The sequence below is a fragment of the Rhodococcus sp. PvR099 genome (assembly GCF_017833315.1).
Lineage (GTDB): Bacteria > Actinomycetota > Actinomycetes > Mycobacteriales > Mycobacteriaceae > Rhodococcus_G > Rhodococcus_G oryzae.
Window position 1 is genome coordinate 668,880 of sequence record NZ_JAFIBV010000001.1, and the last position, 16,366, is coordinate 685,245.

Annotated in this window: 15 protein-coding genes; 6 read left to right on the top strand and 9 right to left on the bottom strand. The window is 69.6% G+C overall.

What is annotated here, in order from left to right:
- Positions 1 to 85: 85 nt before the first annotated feature.
- Positions 86 to 2,362: a molybdopterin-dependent oxidoreductase gene (locus JOE46_RS03095; protein WP_209928928.1), complete on the top strand. Its 2,277-nt coding sequence runs from the start codon at positions 86 to 88 to the stop codon at positions 2,360 to 2,362.
- 4 nt (positions 2,363 to 2,366) lie between these two features.
- Here the strand turns inward: JOE46_RS03095 and JOE46_RS03100 are convergent, their stop codons facing one another.
- Positions 2,367 to 2,957, bottom strand: coding sequence for a DUF1707 domain-containing protein (locus tag JOE46_RS03100; protein WP_097211301.1), 591 nt, complete (start codon positions 2,955 to 2,957; stop codon positions 2,367 to 2,369).
- A 35-nt stretch (positions 2,958 to 2,992) separates the two neighbouring features.
- Positions 2,993 to 4,258, bottom strand: a complete 1,266-nt coding sequence (locus tag JOE46_RS03105) for an MFS transporter (RefSeq protein WP_097211302.1) — start codon at positions 4,256 to 4,258, stop codon at positions 2,993 to 2,995.
- 123 nt (positions 4,259 to 4,381) lie between these two features.
- On the opposite strand from JOE46_RS03105, the gene JOE46_RS03110 reads away from it, so the two are divergent.
- Both JOE46_RS03110 and JOE46_RS03115 read left to right on the top strand, forming a co-directional pair.
- Positions 4,382 to 5,335 (top strand): LysR family transcriptional regulator, encoded by a 954-nt coding sequence (locus tag JOE46_RS03110; RefSeq protein ID WP_209926189.1) that lies wholly within the window; start codon positions 4,382 to 4,384, stop codon positions 5,333 to 5,335.
- 79 nt (positions 5,336 to 5,414) lie between these two features.
- Positions 5,415 to 6,665: a serine hydrolase gene (locus tag JOE46_RS03115; protein ID WP_097211304.1), complete on the top strand. Its 1,251-nt coding sequence runs from the start codon at positions 5,415 to 5,417 to the stop codon at positions 6,663 to 6,665.
- A gap of 7 nt (positions 6,666 to 6,672) precedes the next feature.
- On the opposite strand, the gene msrB is transcribed toward JOE46_RS03115, so the two are convergent.
- From msrB to JOE46_RS03135, 4 genes are all read right to left on the bottom strand, one after another.
- A complete protein-coding gene (gene msrB, locus JOE46_RS03120; RefSeq protein ID WP_077041444.1) occupies positions 6,673 to 7,092 on the bottom strand; it encodes a peptide-methionine (R)-S-oxide reductase MsrB in 420 nt (139 codons plus the stop codon).
- A 61-nt stretch (positions 7,093 to 7,153) separates the two neighbouring features.
- The gene (locus JOE46_RS03125) at positions 7,154 to 8,392 is read right to left on the bottom strand and encodes a glycosyltransferase family 87 protein (RefSeq protein WP_179800511.1); all 1,239 of its coding nucleotides are present in this window, start codon (positions 8,390 to 8,392) and stop codon (positions 7,154 to 7,156) included.
- A 59-nt stretch (positions 8,393 to 8,451) separates the two neighbouring features.
- Positions 8,452 to 10,023 carry an alpha/beta fold hydrolase gene (locus JOE46_RS03130; RefSeq protein WP_307861244.1) on the bottom strand — a complete coding sequence of 524 codons (1,572 nt, stop codon included), beginning with the start codon at positions 10,021 to 10,023 and terminating at the stop codon, positions 8,452 to 8,454.
- Positions 10,024 to 10,045: 22 nt separating this feature from the next.
- Positions 10,046 to 10,801, bottom strand: a complete 756-nt coding sequence (locus tag JOE46_RS03135; protein WP_209926191.1) for a pyrimidine reductase family protein — start codon at positions 10,799 to 10,801, stop codon at positions 10,046 to 10,048.
- Between the two features lie 34 nt (positions 10,802 to 10,835).
- Here JOE46_RS03135 and zapE point away from each other — a divergent pair, with 34 nt between their 5' ends.
- Positions 10,836 to 11,849, top strand: a complete 1,014-nt coding sequence (gene zapE, locus JOE46_RS03140) for a cell division protein ZapE (RefSeq protein ID WP_209926194.1) — start codon at positions 10,836 to 10,838, stop codon at positions 11,847 to 11,849.
- On the opposite strand, the gene JOE46_RS03145 is transcribed toward zapE, so the two are convergent.
- The gene (locus JOE46_RS03145) at positions 11,846 to 12,382 is read right to left on the bottom strand and encodes an N-acetyltransferase (RefSeq protein ID WP_097211308.1); all 537 of its coding nucleotides are present in this window, start codon (positions 12,380 to 12,382) and stop codon (positions 11,846 to 11,848) included. The two genes, zapE and JOE46_RS03145, sit on opposite strands and share 4 nt — an antisense overlap.
- Before the next feature lie 4 nt (positions 12,383 to 12,386).
- On the bottom strand, positions 12,387 to 13,688 hold the full coding sequence (locus tag JOE46_RS03150; RefSeq protein WP_209926197.1) for an MFS transporter: 1,302 nt from the start codon (positions 13,686 to 13,688) through the stop codon (positions 12,387 to 12,389).
- Here JOE46_RS03150 and JOE46_RS03155 point away from each other — a divergent pair.
- Together JOE46_RS03155 and JOE46_RS03160 are read left to right on the top strand one after the other, a co-directional pair.
- Positions 13,687 to 15,075, top strand: a complete 1,389-nt coding sequence (locus JOE46_RS03155) for a GH1 family beta-glucosidase (protein WP_209926199.1) — start codon at positions 13,687 to 13,689, stop codon at positions 15,073 to 15,075. The two genes, JOE46_RS03150 and JOE46_RS03155, sit on opposite strands and share 2 nt — an antisense overlap.
- Positions 15,075 to 15,998, top strand: a complete 924-nt coding sequence (locus tag JOE46_RS03160) for an alpha/beta hydrolase fold domain-containing protein (protein ID WP_097211311.1) — start codon at positions 15,075 to 15,077, stop codon at positions 15,996 to 15,998. The genes JOE46_RS03155 and JOE46_RS03160 overlap by 1 nt, the downstream gene beginning before the upstream one ends.
- Here JOE46_RS03160 and JOE46_RS03165 read toward each other — a convergent pair.
- Positions 15,982 to 16,362 (bottom strand): DUF2784 domain-containing protein, encoded by a 381-nt coding sequence (locus JOE46_RS03165; RefSeq protein WP_097211312.1) that lies wholly within the window; start codon positions 16,360 to 16,362, stop codon positions 15,982 to 15,984. The two genes, JOE46_RS03160 and JOE46_RS03165, sit on opposite strands and share 17 nt — an antisense overlap.
- Positions 16,363 to 16,366 lie beyond the last annotated feature (4 nt).

Here is a 16,366-nt window from a genome sequence, read left to right on the forward strand (position 1 = left end):
CCGGGCGCTCGAGGGTGTTCGGGGCGGCGCCTGCGCTGGTGGCAGACTGGCCGCCATGAGTTCGGGAACCACGCGCCGCCAGCACATGGCGCATTGGGGCATGTTCGAGGCGGAATCCGACGGCACCGAGGTCACCGCGGTGCACCCGTACCCCGGTGACGGCGATCCCTCACCGATCCTGGCCAACGCGGTCGGCTCGGTCCGGCATCGCTCGCGGGTGGCGGGACCGGCCGTCCGGCGTGGCTGGCTCGAGCGGGGTCCAGGGCCGTCCGAGGGGCGGGGATCCGACGAGTTCGTCGCGGTGTCCTGGGACGAATTGGCCGACCTACTCGCCGGTGAGCTGCGTCGCGTCGTGGATACGCACGGCAACCGCGCGATCTTCGGCGGCTCCTACGGCTGGTCCTCGCCCGGCCGTTTCCACCACGCACAGAGCCAGGTCCACCGATTCCTCAAGATGCTCGGCGGCTACACGCGCTCCGAGCACAGCTACTCGCTTGGCGCGACCGGCGTGATCATGCCGCGCGTGGTCGGGACACACTGGAAGATGTTCGCCCGCTCCACGAATTGGGGCGTCATCGCCCGCGAGACCGATCTGATGGTGTGCTTCGGGGGAGTGCCGCTCAAGAACACCGCCGTCAACGACGGCGGCACCAGCCATCACCCGACCCGCGGCGCGCTCGATGCGCTGCGGGCGCGGGGCGGCCGGATCGTGTCCATCAGCCCGTTGCGCGACGACCTGCACGGCGAGGCGGAGTGGCTCGCACCGCGTCCGGGGACCGACGTGGCCATCATGATCGCCTGCGCCTACGTGCTCGCCGACGAGGGGCTGGCGGACCGGGAGTTCCTGGACCGCTACTGCACCGGCTATGAGGTGTTCGAGCAATATCTGCTGGGCACGGCGGACGGCGTCGCCAAGACGCCCGAGTGGGCGGCAGAGCTGTCGGGCCTGCCCGCGGACGCCATCGCGGACCTGGCCCGCCGAATGGCCGAGGGGCGCACCATGATCTCGGTCACCTGGTCGTTGCAACGGGTGCGACACGGCGAGCAGGCTCCGTGGGCGGGTATCACCCTGGCCGCCATGCTCGGCCAGATCGGTTTGCCGGGAGGCGGTTTCGGGCACGGGTATGGCTCGATGAACGAGCCGGGTCTTGCGCCGGTGCCGTACCCGCTGCCGACCCTGTTCCAGGGGACCAACCCGGTGTCGGACTCCATCCCGGTGGCGGCGATCTCGGATCTGCTGCTGAATCCGGGGCAGGAGTACGACTTCGACGGTCAGCGCCGCACCTTCCCCGACATCCGGTTGGTGTACTGGGCCGGGGGCAACCCCTTTCATCACCACCAGGACCTCGGTCGGCTGCGCCGCGCGCTGGCCAGGCCGGACACGATCGTGGTGCACGATCCGTACTGGACGCAGATGGCCAAGCACGCCGACATCGTCGTTCCGTCCACGACGTCCCTCGAACGCGAGGACCTGTCCTGCACGCGCAACGATCCGCTGATGGTCGCGATGCACGCCGCCACACCGCGATTCGCCGATGCCCGCGACGACTACGACACCTTCGCCGCGCTCGCGCACCGGCTCGGGTTCGGGGAGCGGTTCACCGAGGGCCGCACCGCGGGGCAATGGATCGAGCACCTCTACGGCCAGTGGCGCGGGTACGTCCTTGCGGACGGAGGGGAGGCGCCGGAGTTCGACGAGTTCTGGCGGCGCGGGCACGTCCGCATGCGCACCGAGGAGGAGCTGACGCTCTTCGAGGAGTTCCGGGCAGATCCCGAGGCCAACGCGCTGCGCACCCCGAGCGGCAAGATCGAGATCTTCTCGGCAGACATCGACGGCTTCGGCTACGAGGACTGCGCCGGACACCCGACCTGGTACGAGCCGGAGGAATGGCTCGGTGGACGGCGGGCCGAGGCCTTCCCGCTGCACCTGATCGCGAATCAGCCGAAGACCCGGCTGCACAGCCAACTCGACCACGGGGCCACCAGTCAGAATTCGAAAGTGCAGGGGCGCGAACCGATCCGGCTGCACCCCGACGACGCGGCCGCCCGCGGTATCGCGGACGGGGACGTGGTCCGGGTGTTCAACGACCGGGGCGCCTGCCTGGCCGGGGCGGTGCTCGACGAGGGCGTGCGGGTCCGCGTCGTCCAACTCTCGACGGGCGCCTGGTTCGATCCGTTGGACCCCGCCGACCCGGATTCGATGTGCGTGCACGGCAATCCGAACGTGCTCACCGCCGACGTCGGCACCTCGAGCCTGGCGCGCGGCTGCACCGGTCAGCACGTACTCGTGCAGGTCGAGCGGTTCGATGACGAGCTGCCGCCGATCCGCGCCTACGACCCGCCCACGATCCGGCCGCGCTGAGCGGTCAGATCGTGTCGGGTTCGCGCTTGGTCTCGAGCTGGTGTATCCGCTCGGTGGCCTCCTGGAGGCGCTTCTTGCGTGATCGGGCTTCCGAGGTCTTCAACTCCTCGTAGATCTCCTCGTCGTCGTCGCTGAAGCTGAGGATCATCCGGGGGAGGCTCAGAGTGACGATCAGTGACGGCCAGACGACCCAGGCGTAGTCCCAGTCGATGACCAGTTGCAGTACGAGGAAAGTCACGAGGGTGATGCCGAAGATCACTCCGTCGAGCGAATCGATCAATCCGCCGCGCCTGCGCAGGGAGGAGAGCTCCGCCTCGGCACTGGGTGACGTGGTCAGGGCCGCGGGGGTGGTTGCGCCGACCGGGATCTTCCGGAGATGGCCGTCGACCTGCTCGAGCGGCATTCCGCCTGGCAGCCCCAGGAAAGCGCCGCGCATGACGTCGAGGGTGCGTGCGGAGGCGATCGCTTCCGAGCGGTCATAGAACTCGGTGGTGTCCAACCGTCCTGCGGCGTAGTGCTCGCTGATGACATTCAAGGCGTGCATGCGCTCGTCATCGCTGAGGAGTAGGTCTTCGCGGTCGGATTCCTCTGTCACGTAACGACTCTCTCTGTGGGTGATGTGTCAGAACCTCAATCGAGAATCCTATCGAGTCGTGCGGCCGGGACGTCCTCGGCCGACGAGGCCACGGGTTCGGGCATGTGTGTCCGCCGGGGTAGCAGGAGCGGGGTGGAGAGCAGGAGAACGCCGGACATGGTGATCGCGGTGAGTGGACTGGTGAGTGTGGCGAGGACTCCCCAGATCACCATGAGGGTGGCCTGGGTGAGTTTGCTGCTGACACTCCATGCGGTGAGGACCTGTGCGGTGTGATCGGCGGGAGTGCGCTGCAGGCGTTCTGTCGCGTTGATGGGGTTGAAGACACCCATGCAGGTGATCAGCAGGCCTTCGACGACGATCACCGTGAGGAGTCCGGCGATCCCCGGTTGGGTGAAGGCGAGGCCGAGCGGGAAGATCGAGCGCAGCCAGCCGGAGACGATCAAGACCCGGCGCCTGCCGTGGCGGGCGACGAGGCGCGCCGACAGGCGGGCACCCACGAAGCCGCCGAGCGCCGGGATGCCGAAGGCGAGACCGTATTGCCAGGCGGGGAAACGGTATTCGCCCAGCAGGAGGACGGCCAGGAGTGGGAGGGTGGCCATGATCAGGCCGCTCACCAGGATCGAGTTGAGAAACAGGCGACGTAGGACTCGGTCGTGCAGGATGAATCGCCAGCCGCCCAGCAGGTCGGTGGCGCGCAACCTGGTGGCGGTGTCGCGGGGCGCTGCGACGTCGCTTCCACGGATGCGGAGGACCCCGAGCGCGGACAGCAGGAAGCTGAGCGCGTCGGCGGCGACGGTGACGACCGGGCCGAGCAGCCCGACGAGCGCGCCGCCGATGGGCGGTCCCGCCGCGGTCGCCACCCAGCTCGTGCCTTCGAATCTTCCGTTCGCGACGAGGAGGTGCTCGCTGCGGACGAGATGTTTCAGGTACGCGCCGGAGGCGGCGGTGAAGACGATGCTCGAGGTTCCGGAGACGACCGAGACGACCAGCAGTTGGCCGTAGGTCAGTGCGCCGAGGAAGTACGCGATGGGAACGCTCGCCATCGCGAGGAACCGGGCCAGGTCCGAGGCGATCATCACCGGCCGTTTGGCCCGGTGCTCGACCCACGGCCCGAGCGGGACCGCGACGATCGCCGCGACGGTGAGTCCGGTCGCTTCGAGAAGCGAGACGGCGAATGCCGGTGAGTGCAGCACCTGCACCGCGATGAGGGGGAAGGCGCCGAAGGCGATCCACGTGCCGTATGTGCTGACGGCATAGGCCGACCACAGCCAGCCGAAGCTGCGCCCCAACTGCACGCGCATGCGACTCCTTCGTAACAACCGATGTTCGGGTCTGTCGATCACATCAGTCGCACCGATGCCCGATCAAACAACTGCATCGCTGGCGAGCCACAACGATCGGTTGTGCAAGGATAGGCTGGGGCGATGGATACCGAGGCAGTGCGATCGTTCGTGCGGGCGGCTGAGCTCGGACAGCTCCAACACGCGGCCAACGAGCTGGGCGTGACGCAACAGGCCGTCTCGAAGCGGATCGCGACCCTGGAGCGGGAGCTCGAGGTCCGGTTGTTCACCCGTACCGCCCGCGGGGTCGAGCTGACTCTCGACGGCCAGGCCTTTCTTCCTCACGCACGAAGCATCGTCACGGGTGTCGATCGCGCCGTCACCGCGATCAGACCGGGCTCGCGGGCCCTTCGGATCGACGTCCTCGGCCTGCGATCCGCGCAGGCCGTTGTCCTGCACGAGTATTGGCGGTCGCATCCCGACACCGAGCTCGACGTGGTGACCCTCAAGGTCAACGACCCTCGGGTCGTGGTCGCCGCCGTCGAAGCAGGCGATATCGACGCCTCGTTCCGTACGGTCACCGATCCGGCCGCGTTGCCGCGCGACCTGCGCATGATCCACGCGTTCGACTCCCCGCTGGAACTCCTTGTCGGCCCGAGGCATCCCCTCGCCTCCGCACGATCACTGACGCCACCACAACTGCGGAGGCATCGGATCTGGGTGCCGGGTATCGCGCCCCGAAGCGAGTGGGGGGGGGACTTCTACGATCAGCTCGCCACCGAATTCGACCTCCGCATCGACGCGGCGGGCCCGCACTTCGGCGACGAGGTGCTCCTGGACACCCTCGCGGACTCCGCAGACGTGGCCACCCTCGTCGGGGCACGCGACCGGTACATCTGGCCGACGAACCACGACCTGCGCCGCATCCCGATCGTGAATCCGACGCTCGCATACCCGCTCTCGCTCATCCTCCCCAGAACGAACCCACATCCGGGACTACGGGCAATCATCAACCACCTCGCAAGCCTGACACCCCTCGCGGTGCCGGCCTGGCGCCCGTACTGGGCAACGACCCCACCCGGTGTCGACGGCGACTGATCCCGGCGACGTCGTCGACGATCGTCGGGCCCGCCGTTTTGCCGGTACGCGGCACCACGGCGGCGTACGGTCGTCAGGCATGGACCGTCGTGCGGTGACCTGTCGACCACGCCATCTCCGAGCGGCCGGCGCCGCATTCGCCCTGACCCTGCTGCTCGGTGCCTGTTCCTCGGACACCGGATCGGACTCGGGCACCACCTCCGCACCCGCCTCGCCCGCAGCGTCCGCCCCCGCGATCGACGATGCGACCCTGCAGTCGACCGTGCAGGAGGCCGCCAAGCAGTTCATGGTGCCCGGCGCGGTGGTGTTGCTACGCACCCCTGAGGGTGAGCAGACCGTCACCTACGGCACGACCGAACGCGACGGCGGTGCGCCGGTGACCCTCGACGACCACGTCCGGGTCGGCTCGAACACCAAGACCTGGACAGGAACGGTGATCCTGCAGCTGGTGCAGGAGGGCAAGCTCGCTCTTGAGGACCCGGTCTCGAAATACCGGCCCGAGGTCCCCGGCGGCGACGGCATCACGATCGAGCAGCTGCTGAACATGCGCAGCGGGCTGTTCAACTACAGCGAGACGCTCGAGCTGAACGAGTCCCTCGACCGGGATCCGCAGAAGGTGTGGGCGCCTGAGGAATTGCTGTCGCTGGCGTTCGCGCATCCGCCGTACTTCCCGCCCGGGCAGGGCTATCACTACTCGAACACCAACTTCGTCCTGCTAGGCCTGATCGCCGAGCAACTCGACGGCAAGCCGCTGCCGGAGATCTTCCGGGACCGGCTGTTCACCCCGGTCGGCCTGGAACACACCGAATTCCCCGCGTTGACCTCGAACGCCATCCCCACCCCGTACTCGCGCGGCTACATGTTCGGCGACAACGTGCTGACCATGACCGACCCCGCGCTTCCGCCGGACATGCAGGCCGCCGCGACTGCAGGCACCCTGGCGCCGAACGACGTCACCGACGGCAACCCGTCCTGGGCGTGGTCGGCAGGATCGGGCATCTCCACCGCGCACGACCTCGCGACCTGGGCGGAGGCCCTGGCCGACGGCAAGTCCCTCGACACGGACATGCAGGCACGCCGCCTCGCGAGCGTGCAGCCGGTCGACCCGAGCACGCCGGACGGACCGGGCTACGGCTGGGCGATCGCCAAGATGGGCCCGCTCTACGGCCATACCGGCGAACTGCCCGGCTACAACTCGTTCATGGGCTCCGACGAGGAGAGCGGCATCACGCTGGTCGTCTGGACCAACCTCGCGCCCGGCGCCAACGGTCAGGACCCGGCCAGCACCATCGCCAAGACGATCATCGAGAAGATGTTCGCCCCGAAGTGAGCGCGACTCAGCCCTGCGGCACCATGCGAAGCGAGATCGAGTTGATGCAGTAGCGCTGATCGGTGGGGGTGGGATAGCCCTCGCCCTCGAAGACGTGGCCGAGGTGGCTGTGGCAGTTCGCGCACAGCACCTCGACCCGGCGCATGCCGAGGGTGGTGTCCTCGCGCAGGATCACCGCGTCGGAGTCCGCCGGGTCGAAGAAGGACGGCCACCCGCAATGGGATTCGAACTTCTCCGTGCTGGTGAACAGCAGCGCGTCGCACGCCCGGCAGTGGTACTCGCCGACGGTGGTGGTGTCGGTGTACTCGCCGACGAACGGGCGTTCGGTGCCCGCCTCGCGGAGCACCGCGTACTCCTCGGGGCTCAGGCGTTCGCGCCACTGCGCTTCGGTGAACTGGACGGGTGCCGGATCTGCCGCGGAACTCATGGCACCACGGTACTCAGGCGGTCCACACTTGTCGGCTCAGCCGACGGCTACATGTGTCGGCTCAGCCGACGGCGACCTTCGTGCGCTCCTCGATCAGGAATGCCGGGTCGATGCCGCCGTCCAGTCGGTTCTCGCGCTTCGCGATGAGGTACCGGCCGAGCAGGACCGCGAAGATCACGATGAGGAGCAGGCTCCAGCCGAGGGTGGTCTTCATGTACTCGGCGGCGCGGCCCGCGGCAGGCCACCGCAGTGACAGCCAGCTGTCGTAACTCATGAATCCGTACACGGCCAGCCAGGCGGGCCAGTTCCGCATCACCGAGTTCCGCAGCACCACGCTCATCAGCAGCGGGAACATCATCATCGAGTAGTACATCTGGCCGAGCGAGCCGAGCAGGAACGACGCGGTCAGCAGCACACCGGAGGCGGTGGTGACGAAGAAGAGCTGATCGTCGCGGTAGTAGCGGTACAGCAGCCACAGCGACACAAGAACCATCACGCCGAACATGGCCCGCAGCCCCAGGACCAGCAGGTCGGGCAGTCCGTAGTAGGCGCCGTTGCCGACGATCGCGCTGTTGAAGTAGTCGCGGGACTCCGCCAGGTATGGCGCGGTGCGCCGCACGAAGTCCATCGGGTCGGCCGACAGCGGCCAGGCGATCGCGGTGAGGATCAGCGGGATGCCGAGCGCGGTCACGAAGACCTTCCACTGCTTGCTCACCAGCGGCAGCAGCAGCAGGGGCCAGAGCACGGGTTTGACCGCGAACGTCAATCCGAGCGCGACGCCCGACCACGCGTCCTTCTTGCGCAGCAGCAGGTACATGAACGCCACCTCGCCGAGCAGGACGAGGCCGTTGATATTGGTGAAGACAAGGGTGTTGGTGACGGTCTCGGACGCGAACATCGCGAACAGCAGGATCGGCGCAGCGATGGAGTCGAGCGCCAGGTTGAACATCTTCAGCATCAGGTAGCCGGCGACGATGATGGCCGCCGCGTTCACGAGGATGAACAGCCAGCGCGAGCGCTCCGGATCGATGAGCGCGATCGGGGCGATCAGCAGGGTTCCGCTGGGTGGGTACAGGTAGTGCGGATCCACCCAGTTGAAGTTTGCGGTGTAGACCGGCCGGTGATTGAGGAAGGCAAGTGCCGCCTTGTAGACCGGCGCGAAGTCGTCCGTCCGGAACCCGTTCACCGCCTTGACGAGCACTCGATGCAGCACCGTCATGATGGCGATCGGCCACAGCGCGAACTTGACCACCTCTGCGGTCGTCCGGCCGGTGCGCGGTTCGAGATGTCGAAGGAACACCGTGGCACGGTACACCGAGCGGGCGGCCGGGCGTTCGGTTGACACTCCGCGACGCCGCCTCAGCCCGGGCAGGCGCCGCCGTCCGGGGGCAGCACGCCGGTGCCCGCGTACCCCGCGATGGCGAGCTGCCCGCAGCCGGAATGCGTCGACACCGGATGCCCGCTGCCGAGCCAGGCGACGGTCGCGTTGGCGGCACCAGCGGCCGCGACCGCCCCGGTCACGGAGCCGGCCCCGGCGCTGCCGACGACCGGGTCCGCGGCCCCGCTGAGCGTGAGCACCGCGACGTCGAGTGTGGCGGGCAGCTCCGGCGGCGGAGTGGTGGGCCACGCCGTGCACAGCAGCAGCGAGAGCGCGGCGTCCGGCCCGAAGACCGGGTACTGCTCGGCCCAGGCGGTCCGCAGCTCACGGGCCCGGCCTGGCGTCGGCCACTGACTTCCGTCGGAGCAGCGCGCGATGAACTGCCCGTCCGAGTCGGTGGCGGCCGCGGTGTGCCCGATGAGGGAGTCGAGCGGGCCGACGTCGCCGCGGCCTGCCGCGGCCAGTACGTCCGAGAACTCGCGGACGCGGGCCTGCTGATCGCCGCGCGGTGCGCCGAGGAAGTCGGTGAGGGCGGTCAGTACTCCGTTCGAGGAGACCGGGGCCAGCTCGCCCGCCGACGCGCGGCGGACCAGGTCGGCCACCGCCGACCGGGGATCGGGGCCAAGCGAGCAGGCGAGCGCGGCGCACTGCCGGGCGAAGGCGGCCAGCGCCGCCTCCTGCCCCGCGACGCGGGACTCGGCGGCGGTCACGGCGTCGGCGCGAACCGAACCGGGGGCGTCGAGGACGAGCCGGGAGAGCCGATCCGGGTGCTGCGCCGCGTACGAGAGCCCGACTGCCGCGCCGTTTCCGGTGGTGAGCAGGCCCAACCGCTCGACGCCCCATGCCTTGCGCAGCTGCTCGAGGTCGTCCGCGGCGTGTGCGGCGTCGAAGTCCAGTTCCTGCGGCTGCAGGAAGTCGGTGCAGCCGACCGTGGCGTCGCGGCTGAGCGTCATCACCTTGTCCGCGGCGTCGCCGCCGTCGGGGTCGGGCGGGGAGAACTGGCCGAGGTCGAGCATGGCCTTGCGCAGGCCAGGGGTGTCGATGCACTCGATGGTGGTCGAGGTCCCGATCCCGCGACGGTCAACGGCCACCACCGGCCGGGTGGCCAGCAGGTCGGTGATGGGACCCGCGGCCAACGCCGCGAGGGTGGCGGTGGAGGCCCGGTCCGCGCCGGAGGTGAGGACGAGCGGGCCGGCGTCGGCCGGGGTCTGCGGGAGCCTGGCCCTGGATACCCCGAGGCTGAAGGTGCCGGGGATCGGGGAGGACTGGTCGATCGGGGCCGCGAGCTGTGCGCATTCGATGATCAGCCCTGCCGGTCCAGGTCCGAGACCGAGCGTGTCCAGGGTGGTGCGGGTGCAGTCGCTCCAGTCGAGATCCGTGCGGGGCACCTCGAGCGGGGGCGGCTCCTGCTCGGCGTCGGCGGTCCGGCCCGTCGTCTCTCCCGGACGCTGCGCGACCGCGACATCGGGGCGAACGCTCGGCCCGACGCTGCAGGCGCAGCAGACGGCGAGTACCACGGCGAGCGGCCACGTCCTGCGCAGTGGGGATGTCACGGTGCACAGCCTGCCAGGTCGCTCAGCCGTTCCGCTCGCGTACCCAGCGCGCGAGCAGCGTGCCGTCCTCGTCCCCGAGCAGGTGCGCCCGTCGCATCGCGGTCGGGGCGGCGTCGGGGGAGAAGGCGATCCGCGGTGCGGTACCGGCGACCAGGAGTGGGGCCGTGGTCAGGCACAGCTCGTCGACGGCGTCGGCCGCCAGCAGCTGTCCGAACAGTCCCGGCCCGCCCTCACACAGCACGCGTGCGAGGCCGAGCCCGTGGAGGGTGTCGATGATCGCCGCAGGCGGCACGGTGGACTCGCCGAGTGCGAGAACCCGCGCGCCCGCCGCCTCGAGCCCGGCCTTCCGATCCCGGGGTGCGTCGGCGGTGGTGAGGATCAGGGGTGCGGTGGTGGTGTCGGTCAGCAAGCGGGACGCAGGGTCGATGTCGGCACTCGCGGTGACGACGGCGATGGGCGGCACGTCCGCCTGGCCGCGCTCGCGTCTGCGTGCGCGGCGCTCCGCCGTGACCCGGGCGCCGCCGTAGTTCTCGGCCCGCACCGTTCCTGCGCCGACCAGGATCACGTCGGCCAGCTCGCGCAGGACGCCGAACAGGCGCTTGTCGGCCGGAGTACCCAGTCCCGCGGACGTCCCGTCGGCGCTCACCGCGCCGTCGATGCTGGAGACGAAGTTGACCCGGACCCACGGCGCGGACGTCGTGTCCGGATAGACGTGCAGGTCGCGGAGTTCATCGTCGTCGAGCGGTGTGAGGTGGGTCGCAATATCGAGGCGCTGCATATGGGAGATGACAGCACGTCGATAACCTCCATGCATGCACGAGCGTCTTGTTGATCGCAGTCCGGTGGTTCAGGCGGACCAGCTGATCGCCCAAATGGTCCCGCCGGCGATGTTCGACGAGGTCAGTTTCGCCTCCTACATCCCCGACCCGAACGAGCCGAGCCAGGCGGCTGCCGTGCACAAGGCCGAGGAGTTCGCGGCCAAGGTGACGAAGATCCGTTCCGGCGGACGGCGTGGGTTGTTCGGCAAGAAGGCCCAGGCCAGCGGCGCGGGCCTGTACCTCGACGGCGGGTTCGGCGTCGGCAAGACCCACCTGCTGGCATCGATCTTCCACAGCGTGCCCTCGCCGAAGGCGTTCGGGACGTTCGTCGAGCTCACCCACGTGGTCGGCGCGCTCGGCTTCAACAACGCGGTCGAGCAGCTCTCTGGCCACAGCGTGCTCTGCATCGACGAGTTCGAGCTCGACGATCCGGGCGACACCATGCTCGTCTCGCGCCTGCTCACCGAGCTGTCCGCGCGTGGCGTGTCGATCGTGGCCACCTCCAACACCCTGCCCGGTCAGCTGGGCGAGGGCCGGTTCGCGGCCCAGGACTTCCTGCGGGAGATCAAGAAGCTCGGGTCGATCTTCGAGACGATCCGGGTGGACGGCCCCGACTACCGCCACCGCGACCTGCCGCCCGCGCCGGAGCCGATCTCGGACGCCGAGCTCGCAGACCGCGCCGACGGGGTCCCCGGCGCGACCCTCGACGACTTCGACGCCCTGTGCGCGCACCTGAGCACCCTGCACCCCTCGCGCTACAACAAGCTGATCGCGGACGTGCCCGCCGTGTTCCTGCGGGGCGTGCACCCGGCCCAGGACCAGTCCGTCGCGCTGCGACTGGTCGTGCTCGCCGACCGTCTGTACGACGCGAGCATCCCGGTCACCGTGTCCGGCGCCAAGCTGGACGAGATCTTCACCCCGGAGATGCTCGCGGGCGGCTACCGGAAGAAGTACCTGCGCGCGACCTCGCGGTTGCTCGCGCTGTCCCGTTTCGAGGTCGCTGCCTAGACCGCTCGCTGCATCACGAAGTCGTGGTGCAGCTGCTCGCCGACCAGGAACGTCTTGGTGCCGACCCGCTCGAACCCGTGCTTGGCGTAGAAGCGCTGCGCCCGCGTGTTCTCCTGGTTCACCCCGAGCCAGACACCCGCGGCGTCGAGAGCGCGAGCGTGGTCCAGCGCCGCGGTCATCAGCGCCACCGACACCCCGTCCCCGTGCCGGTCAGGCAGCACGTACAGCTTGCTGATCTCCATGGTCGGCAGCAGCGTGACCGCCGCCCGGACATCGGGGTCGTCGGGGGTGCCGTCGACGAGAATCGCGTAGCCGATGATCCCGTCCGCGCCGACGGCCTTGAGCACCGTTCGGTCCGGCGCGGCCAGATACTCGGTGAAGCGGGCCTGGGACAAAACCGTGGTGATGAAGTCCGCGATGTCGGCCTCGGTCGCGGACGGCGGGCACGCCAGCGGGAAGGTCTCGGCGGCAACGGCGGCGAGCTCGGCCGCGTCGGATGAGATGGCGCGGACGACGGCGAACTGAGAGGGCATGCGTCTAGTCGACCACACGCGTCAGGTCGGCGGAATCGGCCCCTGCGGCGACCCGTTTGGGCCGGAACGCGGGGGCCAGCAGGAACAGGGCCACCGCGAACAGCAGCGGCAGGACGAAGCCGATTCGCAGATTGGAGACGGCCGCGACCGCGCCGACGATGGCGCCGCCGACCAATGTGCCCGCGTAGTTGAACAGGTTGAGTCGGGCGATCACGGCGTCCGTCTGGTCGGGCGGGGCGAGCCTGCCTGCGGCGCTGAAGCACAGCGGGGCGATGACCGGCGCGCCGAGTCCGACGATGAGGAACCCGATGATCGCGACGGTCGGGCTCTGCGCGACGATCACGACGACGAGCCCGAGCGCGGCGATCGCCGAGCCGACCCGGACCACCGCGACCTCGCCGTGGCGTCGCACCCAGAAGTCGCCGGTCAGGCGGGAGACGAGGCCCGCGGTCTGATAGGCGGCGACCGCGAGGGCCGCCGTACTGGCGCTGGCGAGCAGCAGGTCCTTGAGGTACAGCGCCGACCAGTTGCCGACGCTGAAGTCGATGGCGAAGAACAGCGCCATCGCCGCACCGAGGGCGAGGAACGGGCGCATCGGGATCGTCAGCGGTGCGGCGGACGTGGTCGCCTCGGCCTCGGGTCCGACCTCGAGCAGTCGCGGACCGATCAGCAGCGTGCCGGCGGCGACCCCGAGCGCGGCGCCGAAGATCGACACCGGCAGGCTCACCTCGAGCGCCGAGCAGGCCGAGACGTACAGGGCACCGACGATGGCGCCGACGCTCCACGCGCCGTGGAACGAGGACAGGATCGACCGGCCGTAGCGGTGCTGGATCGCCACGGCCTGCATGTTGGTGGCCGCGTCGACCATGCCGAGGCCGATGCCGTACACGGCGAACCCGGTGAAGAACGCGGCGGGGGACGGCGCGAAGGCGATCCCGGTGCCTGCGCAGGCGATGACGAACAGACCCGCTCGCAGGGTGGTCTTGCTCGAGGTCCTGGTCGCCAGGTACTCGGCGATCACGCTGCCGACGGCCGCGACCAGCGAGACCAGCACCACCGCGACGACGATGGTGGAGTCGTCGAAGCCGTACCGGTCCTTGAACTGGGGGAGCTGCGTCAGGAGTGCGGCGAGGAACATGCCCTGCAGGCCGAAGCCAACGGCGGTCGACACGCGAGCGGCCCGCAATGCGGGGGTGGGGAGCGTCATGAGGCCAGTGTGCTTTCGCCGGGCCCGTTCGGGCGGTGTGTTGATGAATTCAAGCACCGCACTGGACGCGCGTCCAACATTTCGGCAAACTCGGCTCATGACTGCGACTGAAACCAATCCGACGTTCCCTCATGGCTTTCTGTGGGGGGTCGCCACCGCCGCCTATCAGATCGAGGGCGCGGTGGATGAGGGTGGGCGGGGCCGCTCGATCTGGGACGAGTACTGCGAGCGGCCCGGCGTTATCGTCGGAGGCGAGACGGGAGTCGTCGCCATCGACCACTACCACCGCTACCGCGAGGACGTCGGGCTGATGCGCGACCTCGGCGTCGACGCCTACCGGCTGTCCGTCTCCTGGTCCCGGGTGCAGCCCACCGGCCGTGGTCCGGTCAACGAGGAGGGTCTGGACTTCTACGACCGCCTCGTCGACGAGCTCGTCGCGGCCGGGATCGATCCGGCCGTCACCCTGTTCCACTGGGACCTGCCGGTCGAGCTGCAGGAGGCGGGCGGCTGGCTCAACCGCGAGACCTCCTATCGACTGGCCGAGTACGCCGACATCGTCGGTCGCAGGCTCGGCGATCGCGTGCGCATGTGGATGCCGTTGAACGAGCCGGTCGTGCACACCCTGTACGGGCACGCGCTCGGCGTGCATGCCCCCGGCCAGGAACTGGGCTTCGGCGCACTGCAGGCCGCCCACCACCAGCTGCTCGGCCACGGGCTGTCGGTGCAGGCGCTGCGCGCGGCGGGCTGCGGCAACATCGGGATCGCCTCCAACCACGCGCCTGTGCACGCGGCCAGTGATTCGGAGGCCGATGTCGCCGCCGCCGAGATCTACGACCACATCGTGAACTGGACGTTCGCCGATCCGGTCCTGCGGGGCAGCTATCCGGCGGAGGAGTTGGCCGCGGCGCTGCAGGGGCCGGTCGCCGAGGACCTGAAGGTGATCTCGCAGCCGCTCGACTGGTTCGGCATCAACTACTACGAGCCGACGCTGATCGCCGCGCCCACCTCCGATGAGGGCAGCAGCGGGGTCCTCGAGGTGGACCTGCCGCCGGGGATGCCGTTCCAGCCGGTCGCACTCGAGGGCTACGAGCGGACGGACTTCGGCTGGCCGATCGTCCCCGCGGGGCTGCGTGAGATCCTCGGGATCTTCGCGGACCGGTTCGGTGACGCGCTGCCGCCGATCTACATCACCGAGAGCGGGGCGTCGTTCCACGACGACGACCCCGACGAGAACGGCCGGGTCGACGACCGTCGGCGGATCGACTACCACCGTGAACACCTGCATGCGGTCCGGGCGGCGATCGAGGACGGCGTCGACGTGCGGGGCTACTTCGCCTGGTCGATCTTCGACAATTTCGAGTGGGCGGCCGGGTACAAGGAGCGATTCGGGCTCGTCCACATCGACTACGAGACCCTCGCCCGGACGCCGAAGGACTCCTATTTCTGGTACCGCGATCTCATCGCCGGGCACGCGAGCGTGAGCTGATGACCAGCCTGGCAAGCCGATTGATGCCCGCGGCGCTCGCGTTGCGGGGCAGCAGGCGGGTCGGCGCCGAGGCCACCCGCCGCGAGATCGCGGGCCGGGCGTTGCGGCCCCGTTCGTTCAGCCCGCCCCGCGGGCTCGACCGGCGGGTCGACATCCGATTGGAGCGCACCGGCGCCGGCTGGCCGGTGTACTCGGTGGCCGCGCACGGCGCGTCGCGGCGGGATCTGGACAGCGCGCTCTACCTCCACGGTGGCTCCTACTTCCGCGAGATCACCCGGCAACACTGGCTGCTGGTCGCGGATCTGGCCCAGTCGTTGCCGATGGAGGTGGTGGTCCCGATCTATCCGCTCGCGCCGTCTGCGACCGCGGACGTCGTGGTGCCGGCGGCCGCCGACCTCGCCGAATGCCTGATGGGGGAGTGCGGTGCCGAGCGGTTCTCCCTGCTCGGCGACTCCTCGGGTGGGGGCATGGCGCTGGCCGTCGCGGTGGCGCTGCGGGAACGCACCCTCGCGCCGCCGCGGCGCACGGTGTTGATCTCGCCGTGGCTCGACATCACCGCCGACCACCCGGCCATCGCCGGCCTCGCGGCACACGACCCGTGGCTGAGTCCGGACGGGCTGCGGGTGGCGGGCGAGGCGTACCGCGGCGCACTGGAGCCGGCGGACGTCCGGGTGAGCCCGATCAACGCCGACCTCGACGACCTGGGGCACATCACGGTGTTCACCGGCACCCGCGACATCCTCAACGCGGACGCGCGGCGGCTGCGCGAGCGAATCGCGCTCAGCAACACCGAGTTCGAGTACCACGAGGAGCGGGACATGTTGCACGTCTACCCGCTGCTGCCGACGCCGGAGGGCAGGGCGGCCAGGCGGACCCTGCGCGGCCTCGTCGACCCGAGGGGTGCGATCAGTTCGGCGCGGTGACCCGGGCCCGGGCCGGATGCCTGCGCCGGATGAGGAAGCCGGTCCAGGACACGAGGACCACGAGCCCGGCGAGCATCTGCAGCAGCGCGGTGTACCGCTCCGGATAGACGACACCGGTCAGGTAGGTGTCGATGAAGCCGGTGCGCAGCCCCTGTTCGCCTGCCTCGTGCCTGGCCCAGTTCTCCAGGGCGGTGAGCGGGCAGTCGAGGCCGAACACGATGGTCGAGAAGCCCCAGCCGGCGAGCACGAGATGCGGCCAGATCGCCCACGGCCACCGCCAGGCCAGGAACCCGCCGGCGACGACGTACACCAGGAACGCGAAGTGCACGGTCATCGTCGCCTCGGCGAGCACCCGAAAGACCATGAGG